The 16,618-nt window shown below is 62.2% G+C and carries 12 protein-coding genes; 8 read left to right on the top strand and 4 right to left on the bottom strand.

The features are described from left to right. Nucleotides 1–206: SymE family type I addiction module toxin (locus N4264_RS25635; protein WP_261695033.1), on the bottom strand; the 206-nt coding region annotated here is incomplete at its 3' end. 129 nt (nt 207–335) lie between these two features. After that, on the bottom strand, nt 336–764 hold the full coding sequence (locus tag N4264_RS25630; RefSeq protein ID WP_261695032.1) for a helix-turn-helix domain-containing protein: 429 nt from the start codon (nt 762–764) through the stop codon (nt 336–338). Between the two features lie 104 nt (nt 765–868). Here N4264_RS25630 and N4264_RS25625 point away from each other — a divergent pair, with 104 nt between their 5' ends. The 4 genes from N4264_RS25625 (at nt 869) to N4264_RS25610 (ending at nt 7,989) form a co-directional block, all read left to right on the top strand. Beyond that, nucleotides 869–3,886: a CHC2 zinc finger domain-containing protein gene (locus tag N4264_RS25625; protein ID WP_261695031.1), complete on the top strand. Its 3,018-nt coding sequence runs from the start codon at nt 869–871 to the stop codon at nt 3,884–3,886. A gap of 1 nt (nt 3,887) precedes the next feature. Further along, nucleotides 3,888–4,901 (top strand): site-specific tyrosine recombinase XerC, encoded by a 1,014-nt coding sequence (xerC, locus tag N4264_RS25620; RefSeq protein ID WP_261695030.1) that lies wholly within the window; start codon nt 3,888–3,890, stop codon nt 4,899–4,901. Nucleotides 4,902–6,067: 1,166 nt separating this feature from the next. Continuing rightward, entirely contained in the window at nt 6,068–6,274 is a 207-nt protein-coding gene (locus N4264_RS25615; RefSeq protein WP_261695029.1) for a hypothetical protein, read from the top strand. A 107-nt stretch (nt 6,275–6,381) separates the two neighbouring features. Then, nucleotides 6,382–7,989 (top strand): RHS repeat-associated core domain-containing protein, encoded by a 1,608-nt coding sequence (locus N4264_RS25610; RefSeq protein WP_261695034.1) that lies wholly within the window; start codon nt 6,382–6,384, stop codon nt 7,987–7,989. Between the two features lie 811 nt (nt 7,990–8,800). Here the strand turns inward: N4264_RS25610 and N4264_RS25605 are convergent. Both N4264_RS25605 and N4264_RS25600 read right to left on the bottom strand, forming a co-directional pair. After that, nucleotides 8,801–9,007: a SymE family type I addiction module toxin gene (locus N4264_RS25605; RefSeq protein ID WP_261695033.1), complete on the bottom strand. Its 207-nt coding sequence runs from the start codon at nt 9,005–9,007 to the stop codon at nt 8,801–8,803. A 129-nt stretch (nt 9,008–9,136) separates the two neighbouring features. Then, nucleotides 9,137–9,565 carry a helix-turn-helix domain-containing protein gene (locus N4264_RS25600; RefSeq protein WP_261695032.1) on the bottom strand — a complete coding sequence of 143 codons (429 nt, stop codon included), beginning with the start codon at nt 9,563–9,565 and terminating at the stop codon, nt 9,137–9,139. Nucleotides 9,566–9,669: 104 nt separating this feature from the next. On the opposite strand from N4264_RS25600, the gene N4264_RS25595 reads away from it, so the two are divergent. The 4 genes from N4264_RS25595 to N4264_RS25580 all read left to right on the top strand — a co-directional run bounded on the left by N4264_RS25595 (nt 9,670) and on the right by N4264_RS25580 (nt 16,574). Next, nucleotides 9,670–12,687, top strand: a complete 3,018-nt coding sequence (locus N4264_RS25595; RefSeq protein ID WP_261695031.1) for a CHC2 zinc finger domain-containing protein — start codon at nt 9,670–9,672, stop codon at nt 12,685–12,687. Nucleotide 12,688: 1 nt separating this feature from the next. Then, nucleotides 12,689–13,702 carry a site-specific tyrosine recombinase XerC gene (gene xerC, locus N4264_RS25590; protein WP_261695030.1) on the top strand — a complete coding sequence of 338 codons (1,014 nt, stop codon included), beginning with the start codon at nt 12,689–12,691 and terminating at the stop codon, nt 13,700–13,702. A 1,166-nt stretch (nt 13,703–14,868) separates the two neighbouring features. After that, nucleotides 14,869–15,075: a hypothetical protein gene (locus N4264_RS25585; RefSeq protein WP_261695029.1), complete on the top strand. Its 207-nt coding sequence runs from the start codon at nt 14,869–14,871 to the stop codon at nt 15,073–15,075. Between the two features lie 107 nt (nt 15,076–15,182). Then, nucleotides 15,183–16,574, top strand: coding sequence for an RHS repeat-associated core domain-containing protein (locus N4264_RS25580; RefSeq protein WP_261695028.1), 1,392 nt, complete (start codon nt 15,183–15,185; stop codon nt 16,572–16,574). The last annotated feature ends 44 nt before the right edge of the window (nt 16,575–16,618 follow it).

The following is a 16,618-nucleotide window of genomic DNA, read 5'->3' as shown; positions in this document are numbered from 1 at the left end:
TACGCCCGCGTCATGACGAGCCTTCCCCGCGACACCCGAATGTGTACTTTGTCAGTCGGTGCAAAGCCAGCCTCGACGAGCCAGTGGCCGCGCAGTCGGATGGTCGGGACGGTGCGGCTGTTACCGGATCGGTCAGCGTTCTGCAGCTGCGGGTAGTAGCCGGCGCCGACGGTGATGCGGCGTGTCGTATCCTTGGCCTTAGCCATGCTCCACTCCTTCGTAGTGGGTTGTGGTAAGCGGGCCGGGGGTGTCTCACCACCCTTGGCCCGCGCTTCTTGCTTCTTTCCTTCAGTTGCCCGCCTTCTGGTTCATCTATCGTCAGCAGCAGGCGGTTCTCAGTCGCGAGTGCGGCCTGGAATGCGCTTCGCGCCGGCAGTGCGGCGACTTACCGCCCGAGAGACCTGTGCGCTCTTCACGAGCCCGTCTATTACCACGATCAGCGCTTGCTGTTCGCGGTCAGGCAACTCGTCTACTTCGTAGACCAGCTGTTGCAGTTCGGCATTGCGGATAGTCGGCGCGCTGCTGGTCGCGGTTCGACCCACCAGTTCATCCAGGCTCACCTGGAGCACATCAGCGGCCTTGATCAGCATCTCAAGGCTAGGCACATGGCCTCCGCGCTCCCATCGGTTGTAGCTGCGTGCCGCCATGCCGAGCAACTCGGCCAGGCGTGTTTGCGTCAGTCCGCGTTCTTCACGCAGACGCTTCAGGCGTTCGGCGATGCCATGCATATCCAGATCGACAAGCCAGTGAGGAATGGCAGTCATGGTAGGTGGCTCCGGCGAGTTGGCTTGCAGAATATCACACGCGCATCTATTGTATAGATCACACGAACGTCCATTGACGGCTCTTGCCGCGAAAGAGGCTTCTGATGGCCCGCATCCCCGACGCAGAAATCGATCGCCTTAAGCTGGAGGTGTCCCTGGTTCGCCTGGTGGAAGCCAGCGGAGTGACGCTCAAGGCCCACGGCAAGGATCGGATCGGACGGTGCCCGTTCCACGACGACAAGACGCCGTCCTTGGTGGTGTCGCCGAAGTCGAACCTGTGGCATTGCCTGGGTGCGTGCCAGGCCGGCGGCTCGGTGATCGACTGGGTGATGCGGTCGGAGTCGATCTCGTTCCGCGAGGCGGTGGAGCGGCTGCGGCAGGAAACGGGCGTGGCCCCGCCGACGGTGATTGAAGCACCGCCGCCGCGCATGGGTGTGATGCTGGAAGACGATCAGACGCTGCTGCGCCGCGTGCTGGACTACTACCACGCCACGCTCCAGCAAAGCCCGGAGGCGTTGGCGTATCTGGAAGCACGTGGGCTGACGCATCCGGATCTGATCGAGTCCTTCCAGCTCGGCTTTGCCAACCGCACGCTGGGCTATCAGCTGCCCGACAAGAACGTCAAGGCCGGTGCGACGATCCGCGGCGCGCTGGAACGCATGGGTGTGTATCGCGACAGCGGTCACGAGCACTTCAACGGTTCGTTGGTCATTCCGGTGATCACGCCTGACGGTGCCATCACCGAGCTGTACGGCCGCAAGGTCACGCGTGATACGAAGCTGCGCGCCGGTACACCCTTGCACCTGTACTTGCCCGGCCCGCACCGTGGCGTGTTCAACGAAGCGGGCTTGATCGGGCAGGAAGAAGTGATCCTGTGTGAAGCCTTGATCGATGCGCTGACGTTCTGGTGTGCGGGCTATCGCAACGTGACGTCGAGCTACGGCATTGAAGGCTTTACCGATGACATCCTTACCGCGTTCCATCGGCATGGCATCAAACGCGTACTGATTGCCTACGATGCCGATGAAGCGGGCAATAGCGCGGCGGAAAAGCTCTCCGCGCGTCTGATCGCCGAAGGCTTCGACACCTATCGCTGCCGCTTCCCGAAGGGCATGGACGCGAACGCGTATGCGGTGAGCGTGCAGCCGGCGAGCAAATCCCTTGGCCTGGTGATCCGGCAAGCCGAGTGGTTGGGTAACGGCCAGCCGCCGCAACGCACCGAGACGGTTCCGATGGTGGAAACGCCCGCTGTTCCTGCTGAACTTCCTTCTTTAGTCGCTGCTTCTGCTCCGGAAACTGACGAAGCCGCAGCGCCGGAGCTGCCAGCACACCGCGTGCCGCCGAGTGTTCCGCCGGTGCCGGTGGAAATCGTCAATGACGAAGTCCGCATCACGCTGGGCGATCGTGGCTATGTCGTGCGTGGTGTGGAAAAGAACCTGTCCTACGAACAGCTGAAGGTGTGGATCAAGGCCACGTGTGGCAGCTTCGTCCACATCGACACCGTCGAGCTATACGCCGCGAAACAGCGCGGCGGCTGGATCAAGCAAGCGAGTGCGGAACTGGGCATCTCGGAAGAGGCGGCTCGCTCGGATCTGGCCGCGGTGCTGCGCGTGGTCGAGCAGCGGCAAGACGAGCTGATCCGGCAGAAATTGAAGCCGGCCGAAGCGAGTTCCGCGCCGACGTTGACACCCGATCAGCACAACGCCGGCCTGACGCTGCTGCGCGATCCCGACTTGATCGAGCGCATCGTGCGCGATGTGGAAGCCACGGGTGTGGTGGGCGAGGCGAGCAATGCGCTGGTCGCATACCTGGCCTGTGTCAGTCGCAAGTTGGAAAAGCCCCTCGCCATCCTGATCCAGTCGACCAGCGCGGCCGGCAAATCGACCTTGATGGATGCGTTGCTCGCACTGATGCCCGAGAGCGAACGCGTGCACTACTCGGCGATGACGGGGCAAAGCCTGTTTTATCTGGGCGAAACCAGCATGAAGCACAAGATCCTCGCCATCGCGGAAGAGGAGGGGGTTCGGCAGGCCGCGTACGCGCTGAAGGTGCTGCAATCGCAGGGCGAACTGACGATCGCCTCGACCGGCAAGGATCCGACGACGGGCCAGCTGGTCACGCAGGAATACCGGGTCGAAGGCCCGGTGATGCTGTTCCTGACGACGACCGCGATCGATATCGACGAAGAGCTGTTGAACCGGTGCCTGGTTCTCACGATCAACGAAAGCCGTGAGCAGACCGCGGCGATCCAGGCCAAGCAGCGATCTGGTCGCACGCTGGAAGGTCTTCTCGCGAAAGCCCGCACCGATGACCTGCTGGCCGCCCATCGTGCGGCACAGGCGCTGCTGCGGCCGTTGGCGGTGGTGAATCCCTTCGCCGAACAACTGACCTTTGCATCGGATCGCGTGCGCCTGCGCCGCGATCATGCGAAGTACCTGGCCCTGATCGACAGCATCGCGTTGTTGCACCAATACCAGCGGCCGGTCCGCTCGGTTGTCCACGGCGGAAAGACCGTCGAATACATCGAGGTCAGCGCTGCCGATATCGCGCTGGCCAATCGCTTGGCCCACGACGTGCTCGGCCGTTCGCTGGATGAACTGCCGCCGCCGACGCGGCGGTTGCTGAGCCAGGCCGTCGCGTACGTGGACACGTGCGCGCAGGCGCAGGCGATCCCGCGCACCGGCGTGCGCTTCACGCGCCGTGCGCTGCGCGAGCACACGGGCCTGAGCGAAGCGCAGGTACGCGTGCACCTGGATCGCCTGGTCGAGCTGGAATACGTGCTCGCGCACGCCGGCCGCAACGGCCAGCGCTTCGTCTATGAACTGGTGTTCGATGGTGATGTGCAGCGCAGTGCACCGCAGCTGATGGGTCTGGCGTCTGTGGGTACGACGGTCAACCTCGCGGCCGGAAGCACTGACCTCGTGGGCACCTCGTGGCCGGCTCGTGGTGACCTTGTGGCCACCTCGCGGACCATCGAAACAGCGCGTATCGCCAGTGTTGCCGCGGGATCTTCTTCTCTAGTCGCTGCTGTCGAGCAGAACGCACCTCTTACCGGTGAGAAAACACCGTCGTCGTACCGTAACGGGGTGTCGTACCCGCTGCCGCCCGTGGTGGAACACTGACATGCCGCGTCGTGGTGAATACGGTGAGCGTCGGCGCGCGCTGGAAAGTCCAGCTACCTCCGACAGCATGGCGGCGTGGATCACGCGGTATCTGCACGCGCAGTTGATCCGTGGTCTGCGCGAAGGCTCGCTCGATACGTATCGACGCGATCTGTCGGCGTTCGACAGCTGGTGTCGCGAGCGCGGCGTGGAGCGTCCGGGCGAGATCACCAAGCCGATGCTGGAGCGCTATCAGCGGCACCTGTTCTATTACCGCAAGGCGAACGGCGAACCGCTGACCTTGCAGCGGCAGGGCGTGATGCTGGCTCGCGTGCGATCGTGGTTCCGCTGGCTGGTTCGTCACAACCATGTCGCGGCCAACCCGGCCAGTGATCTGGACATGCCGCGTGTGCCACGGCGGATCCTGCCGGAGGCGCTGTCGAAAGATGAGGCGGAATCGCTGCTTGCTTCGTTCGATCTGGACGACGGCGCTGGCGTGCTCGGCCGTGCCATGGCCGAGGTGTTTTACTCCACCGGCATCCGTCGCGTGGAACTGTGCGACCTGGACCTGTACGACATCGATGCCGTGCGCGGCGTGCTGCACGTGCGCTGCGGCAAAGGCCGCAAGGGGCGCATGGTTCCGATTGGTGAACGTGCGCTGGCCTGGGTGCAGCGGTATGTCAATGAAGTGCGCCCGACGTTTGCCCGCGATCCGGCCGATCCGGCGCTGTTCATCAACGAACGCGGGACGCGCGTGACGACGAGCGGTGCGGGTGATCGCATCGACCAGGCCAAGCGGCGTGCGGGCATCACCAAGCGCGGTTCCTGCCATCTGCTGCGGCACACCGCGGCGACACTGATGCTCGAAAACGGTGCGGACGTGCGCTACATTCAGGAGCTGCTGGGCCACGCAGAGCTGTCGACGACGCAGATCTACACGCACGTCTCGATTACCAAGCTCAAGGCGATCCACGCGGCCACACATCCCGGTGCCAAGCTGGAACGAAAGGCAGACCTGGAAGGGATCGCGGACTGACGCGGTGTATCGCCGGACCTCACGCCGTGGCAGTCGGACACGCACTCATCGCGCCGTTACCGCCGTCACTCGGCGTGCAATCGCTGCGTTCCTCGGTCGTTCCCTCCCTCGTCGCTTCGCTCGGCACGCCGCGCGCCGGCTGCCTCGGGCCATCCTGGCCCGCTTCGTTTATCGGTGTGCTCCGTTGACACCCTCGCTCGGCGTCCTGCCTCGCGAATGTCGGCACCTGCTATCGCACGTGCCGGTATCGTTGCCAGCCTGCGCACAGCGGCTGCGCCCCTGTACGCAGGCGCTTCGCTCACTGCTCTTGCCCCCATCCCCACTCGCCCAGAACGGTATCGCTTCGCACAGGCAGCAAGGCGTGGGCTCGCGTGGCTATCGCGGCCAAGTTACATAATGTGCCATTTTGCGCCATGTAGCTGCGCTACATGGTTCGTTCGCTCACGCTCACCGCAAAATACACACTATGTAAAATGGCCGCCCGTGCTCCGCACGGCAGAAGTGTGCCTGCGGCACAGTATGTGTTGGGCGCCTCTGCACACGCTTGGCCGTGCGCGCGGGGTCAGCACACGGGCTTCGTCATGCCCTGGCCGCGCGCTGCGAGCGGCGCCTAGCTCTCTTGTTCTCTCACGGTCGCCGCGGGCGTCCATGCCTGCCTGGCTTCGTCAGCAATGGCCGTCGCTGCGTTCCTTGTCCGGCGGTTGCGCACGGGGTCATTGCCTGGGCTTCGTCCACGCCGTCGCCGTGCGCGCGTCTGGCGTTCTGGTTCTCTCATCGTCGCCGCGGGCGTCCCTGCCTGCACGGCTTCGTCAGTCGCGCGGGCTCGCGTCCCTGCATCGCGCGGCTGCTAAACGCGCGAAGCAACAGCAACAGCCAAAGCCCGCGTGCGCTGCGCGCACGCCACAGCCAGAGCGTTCGGCAGTGAAGCGGCCTGCTAGCCGAAGGTCGTGTCCAAAACCGCCTGTACGGCGTTCTGAGCGGCCCGGCCCGCGTCCCGGTGGTCACAAGTGTTCGCCGTTGTCGTCGCAGCGTAGCGGCGTGCTCGGGCCGTCAAGGACGGGGGCAAGTTTGCTGCGCAAATCCTTGACGGCCCTGCGCGCGCCGCTGGGTGAGGTCGCCAACAGCGATCACACCCGATTGCGGGCTGCCTCAGGAGGAAAAACGTGATGGAAGAGCTGGAAAGAGAAGTGCTGCAGATCGAATACGCCCTGGCCAAGCAGATCCCGAGCATGAGCCGGGGCGTGGAGCTGCACACGGTCTACGGCTCGATGAGCCTGCACGACGGCGATGCCGAGAAGGTCGGTCGCCTGGTCGAGAAGCTGCTGTACGCCCGGCTCAAGCAGATCGACAAGCTACGGCGCAAAGCCAGGTAGCCAACAGCACGGGCGCTGCGCGCCCGTGCCAACTGCCGGCGGCTAAACGGAAAAGCCGGCCGCCGGCAAGCCTTCCCAAATCCCACCGTCGCCGCGACACTCGCCCGATGCGCCGCTGGCTCAAAACCTTCGCCACCTTCGTCCTCGTCACGCTCGCCGGCGTGAGCGTGGATGCGTCCGCGTATGCGCGGGCGTGGGAAACCGAAAGTGCACGTCGGGGGTTCGCTGCGGTTCTGCGGAATGCGTCTAGCGAAATTGCTGACGTAACTATCGACCGCATCAAGGAAAAAGTGCTGTCGGCGGTGAGGTGCACGTCAGACTGCCCGAACCAGGCCTATGCGCAGGTGATTGAAGAGGCCACCAGCCAAGGCAGCAATGCGCCGACGGTCAGTGCGCTGTATACATTCGGGGATGACAGAGTCAGTCAGTTTAGGCCGGCCGTTGCAGGCGGCGCGAACAATCCTGGAACAACAGCGAGTCTGCGGTACTACCACGCTGATGGACTGGGTTCGGCGCGGTTGCTGACGAGCGAGACGGGAAGTCAGACCGATGTCTACGGTTACGAGGCCTTCGGCGAGATCGACGAAGCCGTCAGTCAGCAGGCGAGTGCAAACGACTTCCTGTACACCGGGGAGCAGAGGGATCCGAACACTGAGCTCTATTATTTGCGCGCTAGGTACATGGATCCGGTGGCGGGGCGGTTTACGCAGCAGGATTCCTTTGCGGGCGTCAACCAAGATCCGGCGTCACTTCACAAGTACGTGTATGTCCAGAACAGCCCGATTGTGTCAACGGATCCGAGCGGAAATCTCTCTCTTACCGAAACAACGGTGGCTAGCAATCTAAGAAATGTTCTGGCAAGTATGCAGGCCGAGGGAGGACTCGTGGCAATCGATGTCATGATGAATCGCGGCGAGTTTGACCCGGCAGCCTATCTGGCTACCGCGGGGATAATGTTCGCAGCTGCTCGGCACTTACCGGGATGGCTTAAGCGAGCTAGACCGTGTGCCGCAAACAGTTTCGACGCGGATACGTTGGTTGAAACTATGGACGGCTTAACACCCATAAGTGACATCCATGCCGGCATGAAAGTTTGGGGCTGGGACGAACGCCGAAATCAAGAGGGATGGTATGCGGTTTCGGCAACGATTCAGGGGGCTCGCGTGTACGAGATGGTTGAGCTCAGTTTTGAGTCAGGTGATGTCATCGATGCGACCAACAATCATCCGTTCTATCTAGAAGTTCCCGATGCGGAACGCGCTGGAAAATCCAATGAAGTAAATGCGGATGAACTTGAGTCATCTCACTGGGTAAATGCCGACATGGTGAAAGTTGGTGAGCGCGTTCGCCTTCGCGGCGGGCGGTTCACAGCTGTAGTCGGAATTCGCAAAGCCTCGCGCCAAGAGACGGTCTACAATCTTACCGTCGAAGATGCGCACACTTTTTTCGTTGGCGCGTCCGGAATTCAGACGCACAACACTTGCAAGATCTTCTCGATGACACAGGGTAGTGTGTTGAGCTTGCGAGCTGGAACAGCGACTGCCGCGAAAGAAACTGGAATGGCTGTGGACTTGGCACATCACACTGGCTACCACATATTCTTACCCGTGGAACCAACAGGCCACAACATTTCGAAAAATGTGGACTCAATAATCGAAACGACAAAGCAGGGGTTGGAGCTGAAGCAGCTCCAAAGGGGACTGCGAGTGCAGTAAAGAATGCGTTTGAGGATGGCGTAAAGCGTGGGGCCAACCCGCCGGCTCAAGTTCTATATATTGATGGTATGGGGGTTGGACTGACAGAGGATGTCTTCCGCGCAGGAGTGGCTGAACGAAAGCGCCGATCTCCAAATGATCCGTTCCACAAGATTGAAGAAGTAATAGTTAGATACGCTGGTGGAGATTTTGTGCGCTATCCAATTGAGGGGCTCTAGAAATGGGGATCAACGAGCTAATTGCGGCGCTTCGCAGCTTGAGTAGAGCGGATCTCGTTGAAATATTTTACGAGGCATTGGATGCGTGCGAGGAGCGGTACCCGGACAACAAATCATTTGTGTATAGAAAGATGGTTCTCGCCGAGATTAGCTGGGAGAATGAGAAGCTGCCGGCCGATATTTATGTCGCGTGCCCGTCTGGGGCTTTTGTCCTCGGCGCTGATGACCTCTCGGAGATAACAGACTGCACAAAGTGCGGCACTATCTTGCGATCGGCATTTAAGCTCGCGATATGCCCAGTGTGCCGCACGCAGAATGGTCTAACATAGCGTAAAGCGTTAACTCCCCGGCGTTGTCCCGTTGCCCCGTTGCCCCGTTGCCCCGTTGCCCCGTTGCCCCGTCCAAGGTGTCCACCGCCAATCTTACCGGCGGTGGACCTCTCTTTCTTCTCAATTTCCGGTGAATCGGGCGGTCGGCTTGTAAGCGAGATTCTGGGACAACCATGAATCAGCCAATTCCTAGGGTTGAGCGGGAACATTGCTGACGCTTGCACCACCAAAGCCCAGCGTTTGCTGGGCTTTGGCGTTCTGGGGTTACGCCCGCGTCATGACGAGCCTTCCCCGCGACACCCGAATGTGTACTTTGTCAGTCGGTGCAAAGCCAGCCTCGACGAGCCAGTGGCCGCGCAGTCGGATGGTCGGGACGGTGCGGCTGTTACCGGATCGGTCAGCGTTCTGCAGCTGCGGGTAGTAGCCGGCGCCGACGGTGATGCGGCGTGTCGTATCCTTGGCCTTAGCCATGCTCCACTCCTTCGTAGTGGGTTGTGGTAAGCGGGCCGGGGGTGTCTCACCACCCTTGGCCCGCGCTTCTTGCTTCTTTCCTTCAGTTGCCCGCCTTCTGGTTCATCTATCGTCAGCAGCAGGCGGTTCTCAGTCGCGAGTGCGGCCTGGAATGCGCTTCGCGCCGGCAGTGCGGCGACTTACCGCCCGAGAGACCTGTGCGCTCTTCACGAGCCCGTCTATTACCACGATCAGCGCTTGCTGTTCGCGGTCAGGCAACTCGTCTACTTCGTAGACCAGCTGTTGCAGTTCGGCATTGCGGATAGTCGGCGCGCTGCTGGTCGCGGTTCGACCCACCAGTTCATCCAGGCTCACCTGGAGCACATCAGCGGCCTTGATCAGCATCTCAAGGCTAGGCACATGGCCTCCGCGCTCCCATCGGTTGTAGCTGCGTGCCGCCATGCCGAGCAACTCGGCCAGGCGTGTTTGCGTCAGTCCGCGTTCTTCACGCAGACGCTTCAGGCGTTCGGCGATGCCATGCATATCCAGATCGACAAGCCAGTGAGGAATGGCAGTCATGGTAGGTGGCTCCGGCGAGTTGGCTTGCAGAATATCACACGCGCATCTATTGTATAGATCACACGAACGTCCATTGACGGCTCTTGCCGCGAAAGAGGCTTCTGATGGCCCGCATCCCCGACGCAGAAATCGATCGCCTTAAGCTGGAGGTGTCCCTGGTTCGCCTGGTGGAAGCCAGCGGAGTGACGCTCAAGGCCCACGGCAAGGATCGGATCGGACGGTGCCCGTTCCACGACGACAAGACGCCGTCCTTGGTGGTGTCGCCGAAGTCGAACCTGTGGCATTGCCTGGGTGCGTGCCAGGCCGGCGGCTCGGTGATCGACTGGGTGATGCGGTCGGAGTCGATCTCGTTCCGCGAGGCGGTGGAGCGGCTGCGGCAGGAAACGGGCGTGGCCCCGCCGACGGTGATTGAAGCACCGCCGCCGCGCATGGGTGTGATGCTGGAAGACGATCAGACGCTGCTGCGCCGCGTGCTGGACTACTACCACGCCACGCTCCAGCAAAGCCCGGAGGCGTTGGCGTATCTGGAAGCACGTGGGCTGACGCATCCGGATCTGATCGAGTCCTTCCAGCTCGGCTTTGCCAACCGCACGCTGGGCTATCAGCTGCCCGACAAGAACGTCAAGGCCGGTGCGACGATCCGCGGCGCGCTGGAACGCATGGGTGTGTATCGCGACAGCGGTCACGAGCACTTCAACGGTTCGTTGGTCATTCCGGTGATCACGCCTGACGGTGCCATCACCGAGCTGTACGGCCGCAAGGTCACGCGTGATACGAAGCTGCGCGCCGGTACACCCTTGCACCTGTACTTGCCCGGCCCGCACCGTGGCGTGTTCAACGAAGCGGGCTTGATCGGGCAGGAAGAAGTGATCCTGTGTGAAGCCTTGATCGATGCGCTGACGTTCTGGTGTGCGGGCTATCGCAACGTGACGTCGAGCTACGGCATTGAAGGCTTTACCGATGACATCCTTACCGCGTTCCATCGGCATGGCATCAAACGCGTACTGATTGCCTACGATGCCGATGAAGCGGGCAATAGCGCGGCGGAAAAGCTCTCCGCGCGTCTGATCGCCGAAGGCTTCGACACCTATCGCTGCCGCTTCCCGAAGGGCATGGACGCGAACGCGTATGCGGTGAGCGTGCAGCCGGCGAGCAAATCCCTTGGCCTGGTGATCCGGCAAGCCGAGTGGTTGGGTAACGGCCAGCCGCCGCAACGCACCGAGACGGTTCCGATGGTGGAAACGCCCGCTGTTCCTGCTGAACTTCCTTCTTTAGTCGCTGCTTCTGCTCCGGAAACTGACGAAGCCGCAGCGCCGGAGCTGCCAGCACACCGCGTGCCGCCGAGTGTTCCGCCGGTGCCGGTGGAAATCGTCAATGACGAAGTCCGCATCACGCTGGGCGATCGTGGCTATGTCGTGCGTGGTGTGGAAAAGAACCTGTCCTACGAACAGCTGAAGGTGTGGATCAAGGCCACGTGTGGCAGCTTCGTCCACATCGACACCGTCGAGCTATACGCCGCGAAACAGCGCGGCGGCTGGATCAAGCAAGCGAGTGCGGAACTGGGCATCTCGGAAGAGGCGGCTCGCTCGGATCTGGCCGCGGTGCTGCGCGTGGTCGAGCAGCGGCAAGACGAGCTGATCCGGCAGAAATTGAAGCCGGCCGAAGCGAGTTCCGCGCCGACGTTGACACCCGATCAGCACAACGCCGGCCTGACGCTGCTGCGCGATCCCGACTTGATCGAGCGCATCGTGCGCGATGTGGAAGCCACGGGTGTGGTGGGCGAGGCGAGCAATGCGCTGGTCGCATACCTGGCCTGTGTCAGTCGCAAGTTGGAAAAGCCCCTCGCCATCCTGATCCAGTCGACCAGCGCGGCCGGCAAATCGACCTTGATGGATGCGTTGCTCGCACTGATGCCCGAGAGCGAACGCGTGCACTACTCGGCGATGACGGGGCAAAGCCTGTTTTATCTGGGCGAAACCAGCATGAAGCACAAGATCCTCGCCATCGCGGAAGAGGAGGGGGTTCGGCAGGCCGCGTACGCGCTGAAGGTGCTGCAATCGCAGGGCGAACTGACGATCGCCTCGACCGGCAAGGATCCGACGACGGGCCAGCTGGTCACGCAGGAATACCGGGTCGAAGGCCCGGTGATGCTGTTCCTGACGACGACCGCGATCGATATCGACGAAGAGCTGTTGAACCGGTGCCTGGTTCTCACGATCAACGAAAGCCGTGAGCAGACCGCGGCGATCCAGGCCAAGCAGCGATCTGGTCGCACGCTGGAAGGTCTTCTCGCGAAAGCCCGCACCGATGACCTGCTGGCCGCCCATCGTGCGGCACAGGCGCTGCTGCGGCCGTTGGCGGTGGTGAATCCCTTCGCCGAACAACTGACCTTTGCATCGGATCGCGTGCGCCTGCGCCGCGATCATGCGAAGTACCTGGCCCTGATCGACAGCATCGCGTTGTTGCACCAATACCAGCGGCCGGTCCGCTCGGTTGTCCACGGCGGAAAGACCGTCGAATACATCGAGGTCAGCGCTGCCGATATCGCGCTGGCCAATCGCTTGGCCCACGACGTGCTCGGCCGTTCGCTGGATGAACTGCCGCCGCCGACGCGGCGGTTGCTGAGCCAGGCCGTCGCGTACGTGGACACGTGCGCGCAGGCGCAGGCGATCCCGCGCACCGGCGTGCGCTTCACGCGCCGTGCGCTGCGCGAGCACACGGGCCTGAGCGAAGCGCAGGTACGCGTGCACCTGGATCGCCTGGTCGAGCTGGAATACGTGCTCGCGCACGCCGGCCGCAACGGCCAGCGCTTCGTCTATGAACTGGTGTTCGATGGTGATGTGCAGCGCAGTGCACCGCAGCTGATGGGTCTGGCGTCTGTGGGTACGACGGTCAACCTCGCGGCCGGAAGCACTGACCTCGTGGGCACCTCGTGGCCGGCTCGTGGTGACCTTGTGGCCACCTCGCGGACCATCGAAACAGCGCGTATCGCCAGTGTTGCCGCGGGATCTTCTTCTCTAGTCGCTGCTGTCGAGCAGAACGCACCTCTTACCGGTGAGAAAACACCGTCGTCGTACCGTAACGGGGTGTCGTACCCGCTGCCGCCCGTGGTGGAACACTGACATGCCGCGTCGTGGTGAATACGGTGAGCGTCGGCGCGCGCTGGAAAGTCCAGCTACCTCCGACAGCATGGCGGCGTGGATCACGCGGTATCTGCACGCGCAGTTGATCCGTGGTCTGCGCGAAGGCTCGCTCGATACGTATCGACGCGATCTGTCGGCGTTCGACAGCTGGTGTCGCGAGCGCGGCGTGGAGCGTCCGGGCGAGATCACCAAGCCGATGCTGGAGCGCTATCAGCGGCACCTGTTCTATTACCGCAAGGCGAACGGCGAACCGCTGACCTTGCAGCGGCAGGGCGTGATGCTGGCTCGCGTGCGATCGTGGTTCCGCTGGCTGGTTCGTCACAACCATGTCGCGGCCAACCCGGCCAGTGATCTGGACATGCCGCGTGTGCCACGGCGGATCCTGCCGGAGGCGCTGTCGAAAGATGAGGCGGAATCGCTGCTTGCTTCGTTCGATCTGGACGACGGCGCTGGCGTGCTCGGCCGTGCCATGGCCGAGGTGTTTTACTCCACCGGCATCCGTCGCGTGGAACTGTGCGACCTGGACCTGTACGACATCGATGCCGTGCGCGGCGTGCTGCACGTGCGCTGCGGCAAAGGCCGCAAGGGGCGCATGGTTCCGATTGGTGAACGTGCGCTGGCCTGGGTGCAGCGGTATGTCAATGAAGTGCGCCCGACGTTTGCCCGCGATCCGGCCGATCCGGCGCTGTTCATCAACGAACGCGGGACGCGCGTGACGACGAGCGGTGCGGGTGATCGCATCGACCAGGCCAAGCGGCGTGCGGGCATCACCAAGCGCGGTTCCTGCCATCTGCTGCGGCACACCGCGGCGACACTGATGCTCGAAAACGGTGCGGACGTGCGCTACATTCAGGAGCTGCTGGGCCACGCAGAGCTGTCGACGACGCAGATCTACACGCACGTCTCGATTACCAAGCTCAAGGCGATCCACGCGGCCACACATCCCGGTGCCAAGCTGGAACGAAAGGCAGACCTGGAAGGGATCGCGGACTGACGCGGTGTATCGCCGGACCTCACGCCGTGGCAGTCGGACACGCACTCATCGCGCCGTTACCGCCGTCACTCGGCGTGCAATCGCTGCGTTCCTCGGTCGTTCCCTCCCTCGTCGCTTCGCTCGGCACGCCGCGCGCCGGCTGCCTCGGGCCATCCTGGCCCGCTTCGTTTATCGGTGTGCTCCGTTGACACCCTCGCTCGGCGTCCTGCCTCGCGAATGTCGGCACCTGCTATCGCACGTGCCGGTATCGTTGCCAGCCTGCGCACAGCGGCTGCGCCCCTGTACGCAGGCGCTTCGCTCACTGCTCTTGCCCCCATCCCCACTCGCCCAGAACGGTATCGCTTCGCACAGGCAGCAAGGCGTGGGCTCGCGTGGCTATCGCGGCCAAGTTACATAATGTGCCATTTTGCGCCATGTAGCTGCGCTACATGGTTCGTTCGCTCACGCTCACCGCAAAATACACACTATGTAAAATGGCCGCCCGTGCTCCGCACGGCAGAAGTGTGCCTGCGGCACAGTATGTGTTGGGCGCCTCTGCACACGCTTGGCCGTGCGCGCGGGGTCAGCACACGGGCTTCGTCATGCCCTGGCCGCGCGCTGCGAGCGGCGCCTAGCTCTCTTGTTCTCTCACGGTCGCCGCGGGCGTCCATGCCTGCCTGGCTTCGTCAGCAATGGCCGTCGCTGCGTTCCTTGTCCGGCGGTTGCGCACGGGGTCATTGCCTGGGCTTCGTCCACGCCGTCGCCGTGCGCGCGTCTGGCGTTCTGGTTCTCTCATCGTCGCCGCGGGCGTCCCTGCCTGCACGGCTTCGTCAGTCGCGCGGGCTCGCGTCCCTGCATCGCGCGGCTGCTAAACGCGCGAAGCAACAGCAACAGCCAAAGCCCGCGTGCGCTGCGCGCACGCCACAGCCAGAGCGTTCGGCAGTGAAGCGGCCTGCTAGCCGAAGGTCGTGTCCAAAACCGCCTGTACGGCGTTCTGAGCGGCCCGGCCCGCGTCCCGGTGGTCACAAGTGTTCGCCGTTGTCGTCGCAGCGTAGCGGCGTGCTCGGGCCGTCAAGGACGGGGGCAAGTTTGCTGCGCAAATCCTTGACGGCCCTGCGCGCGCCGCTGGGTGAGGTCGCCAACAGCGATCACACCCGATTGCGGGCTGCCTCAGGAGGAAAAACGTGATGGAAGAGCTGGAAAGAGAAGTGCTGCAGATCGAATACGCCCTGGCCAAGCAGATCCCGAGCATGAGCCGGGGCGTGGAGCTGCACACGGTCTACGGCTCGATGAGCCTGCACGACGGCGATGCCGAGAAGGTCGGTCGCCTGGTCGAGAAGCTGCTGTACGCCCGGCTCAAGCAGATCGACAAGCTACGGCGCAAAGCCAGGTAGCCAACAGCACGGGCGCTGCGCGCCCGTGCCAACTGCCGGCGGCTAAACGGAAAAGCCGGCCGCCGGCAAGCCTTCCCAAATCCCACCGTCGCCGCGACACTCGCCCGATGCGCCGCTGGCTCAAAACCTTCGCCACCTTCGTCCTCGTCACGCTCGCCGGCGTGAGCGTGGATGCGTCCGCGTATGCGCGGGCGTGGGAAACCGAAAGTGCACGTCGGGGGTTCGCTGCGGTTCTGCGGAATGCGTCTAGCGAAATTGCTGACGTAACTATCGACCGCATCAAGGAAAAAGTGCTGTCGGCGGTGAGGTGCACGTCAGACTGCCCGAACCAGGCCTATGCGCAGGTGATCGAAGAATCCACGCAGCAGGGCACGGCACCGGCGGCGGTGAGTGCGCTGTACACCTTTGGTGATGATCGGATCAGTCAGTTCAGGCCGGCGCAGGTCGGTAGTAACAACAGCCCGGGCGTGACGGCCAGCTTGCGGTACTACCACGCTGATGGTCTCGGATCGACGCGACTGCTCACGAGCGAAACGGGAAGCCAGACGGACGTCTACGGTTACGAGGCCTTCGGCGAAACTGATAGCGCGATCAGCCAGCAGACCAGCGCGAACGACTTCCTGCATACCGGCGAGCAAAGAGACTCAAACAGCGGGTTCTACTACTTGCGGGCGCGATACATGAATCCGGCGTCGGGACTGTTCTCACAGAGAGACGCTTGGGATGGGAATGACCGTCGTCCAGTGTCGTTGAATAAGTATTTGTACGCTGATCAAAGCCCAGCCACCAATACTGATCCGTCGGGCCATATGTCTCTCGGTGAGATGAGCATGGTTTCGAACGTCACAAATGCTCTGGACATTACACCGGCTTCGGAATTTGCTCAGCGGTTCCGTCGTGTGGTTGATGATAGCGCTGACCGCATTTATCAATTTCACTCTGCAGGTTTTGACCGATATGGCGGCCCGCTTAGGAGGAGCATTCCTGTGGTGAGTGGATCGGCTTACGGCGGGCAGGTAACAATTAGTCAGACGGTGGGAGCGAACCACGCAGAAGGCGTTGAGTTACAAGACGTTACGGACTTCATCACCGGCGTCGAATCCTATTGGAACAGGCCGTCCTTGATAAGCCCATCAAAATTCGTCTATTCGATTCATGTAAACCTAATTCCTGTTGATGGTACTGCGGCAGATATCCCCATAAATCGAAGCGCTCTGACAAATGTTGATGGAAGCTGTCGAGCGCGGACTCATTTTCGGGGGTACGCGACCTACAACACGGAATACAGGCTTGAATTGTGTGCTGGCGGAAATGGTGGAACTGCCGCCCACGAGTATGGGCATATTCTCGGCTTTGATGATGGATACGAAGATCTTCCTGGTGGAGGAAGCAAGACTCTGACATCCGATACAGATCTGATGGCTAGCTCGCAATTAGGGGATGTGCAGTGGTATCACGGTCGCCTGCTGATTGAGAGATATAAAGGGAGGTCGCGTTGATGAGGGTTCTCTTATGTTTGCTGCTTTTGTGGGTAGTCGATGTT

It is taken from the genome of Tahibacter amnicola, from assembly GCF_025398735.1.
GTDB classification, from domain to species: domain Bacteria; phylum Pseudomonadota; class Gammaproteobacteria; order Xanthomonadales; family Rhodanobacteraceae; genus Tahibacter; species Tahibacter amnicola.
Note: the sequence above shows the minus strand (reverse complement) of the source record. Positions and strands in the feature narration are given on the sequence as shown.

What these genes read in the sequence shown, in the direction of transcription:
- xerC (WP_261695030.1), top strand. Translation starts at nt 12,689, where the DNA reads ATGCCGCGTCGTGGTGAATACGGTGAGCGTCGGCGCGCGCTGGAAAGT.
- N4264_RS25605 (WP_261695033.1), bottom strand. Translation starts at nt 9,007, where the DNA reads ATGGCTAAGGCCAAGGATACGACACGCCGCATCACCGTCGGCGCCGGC.
- N4264_RS25610 (WP_261695034.1), top strand. Translation starts at nt 6,382, where the DNA reads ATGCGCCGCTGGCTCAAAACCTTCGCCACCTTCGTCCTCGTCACGCTC.
- N4264_RS25615 (WP_261695029.1), top strand. Translation starts at nt 6,068, where the DNA reads ATGGAAGAGCTGGAAAGAGAAGTGCTGCAGATCGAATACGCCCTGGCC.
- N4264_RS25630 (WP_261695032.1), bottom strand. Translation starts at nt 764, where the DNA reads ATGACTGCCATTCCTCACTGGCTTGTCGATCTGGATATGCATGGCATC.
- N4264_RS25600 (WP_261695032.1), bottom strand. Translation starts at nt 9,565, where the DNA reads ATGACTGCCATTCCTCACTGGCTTGTCGATCTGGATATGCATGGCATC.
- N4264_RS25595 (WP_261695031.1), top strand. Translation starts at nt 9,670, where the DNA reads ATGGCCCGCATCCCCGACGCAGAAATCGATCGCCTTAAGCTGGAGGTG.
- xerC (WP_261695030.1), top strand. Translation starts at nt 3,888, where the DNA reads ATGCCGCGTCGTGGTGAATACGGTGAGCGTCGGCGCGCGCTGGAAAGT.
- N4264_RS25585 (WP_261695029.1), top strand. Translation starts at nt 14,869, where the DNA reads ATGGAAGAGCTGGAAAGAGAAGTGCTGCAGATCGAATACGCCCTGGCC.
- N4264_RS25625 (WP_261695031.1), top strand. Translation starts at nt 869, where the DNA reads ATGGCCCGCATCCCCGACGCAGAAATCGATCGCCTTAAGCTGGAGGTG.
- N4264_RS25580 (WP_261695028.1), top strand. Translation starts at nt 15,183, where the DNA reads ATGCGCCGCTGGCTCAAAACCTTCGCCACCTTCGTCCTCGTCACGCTC.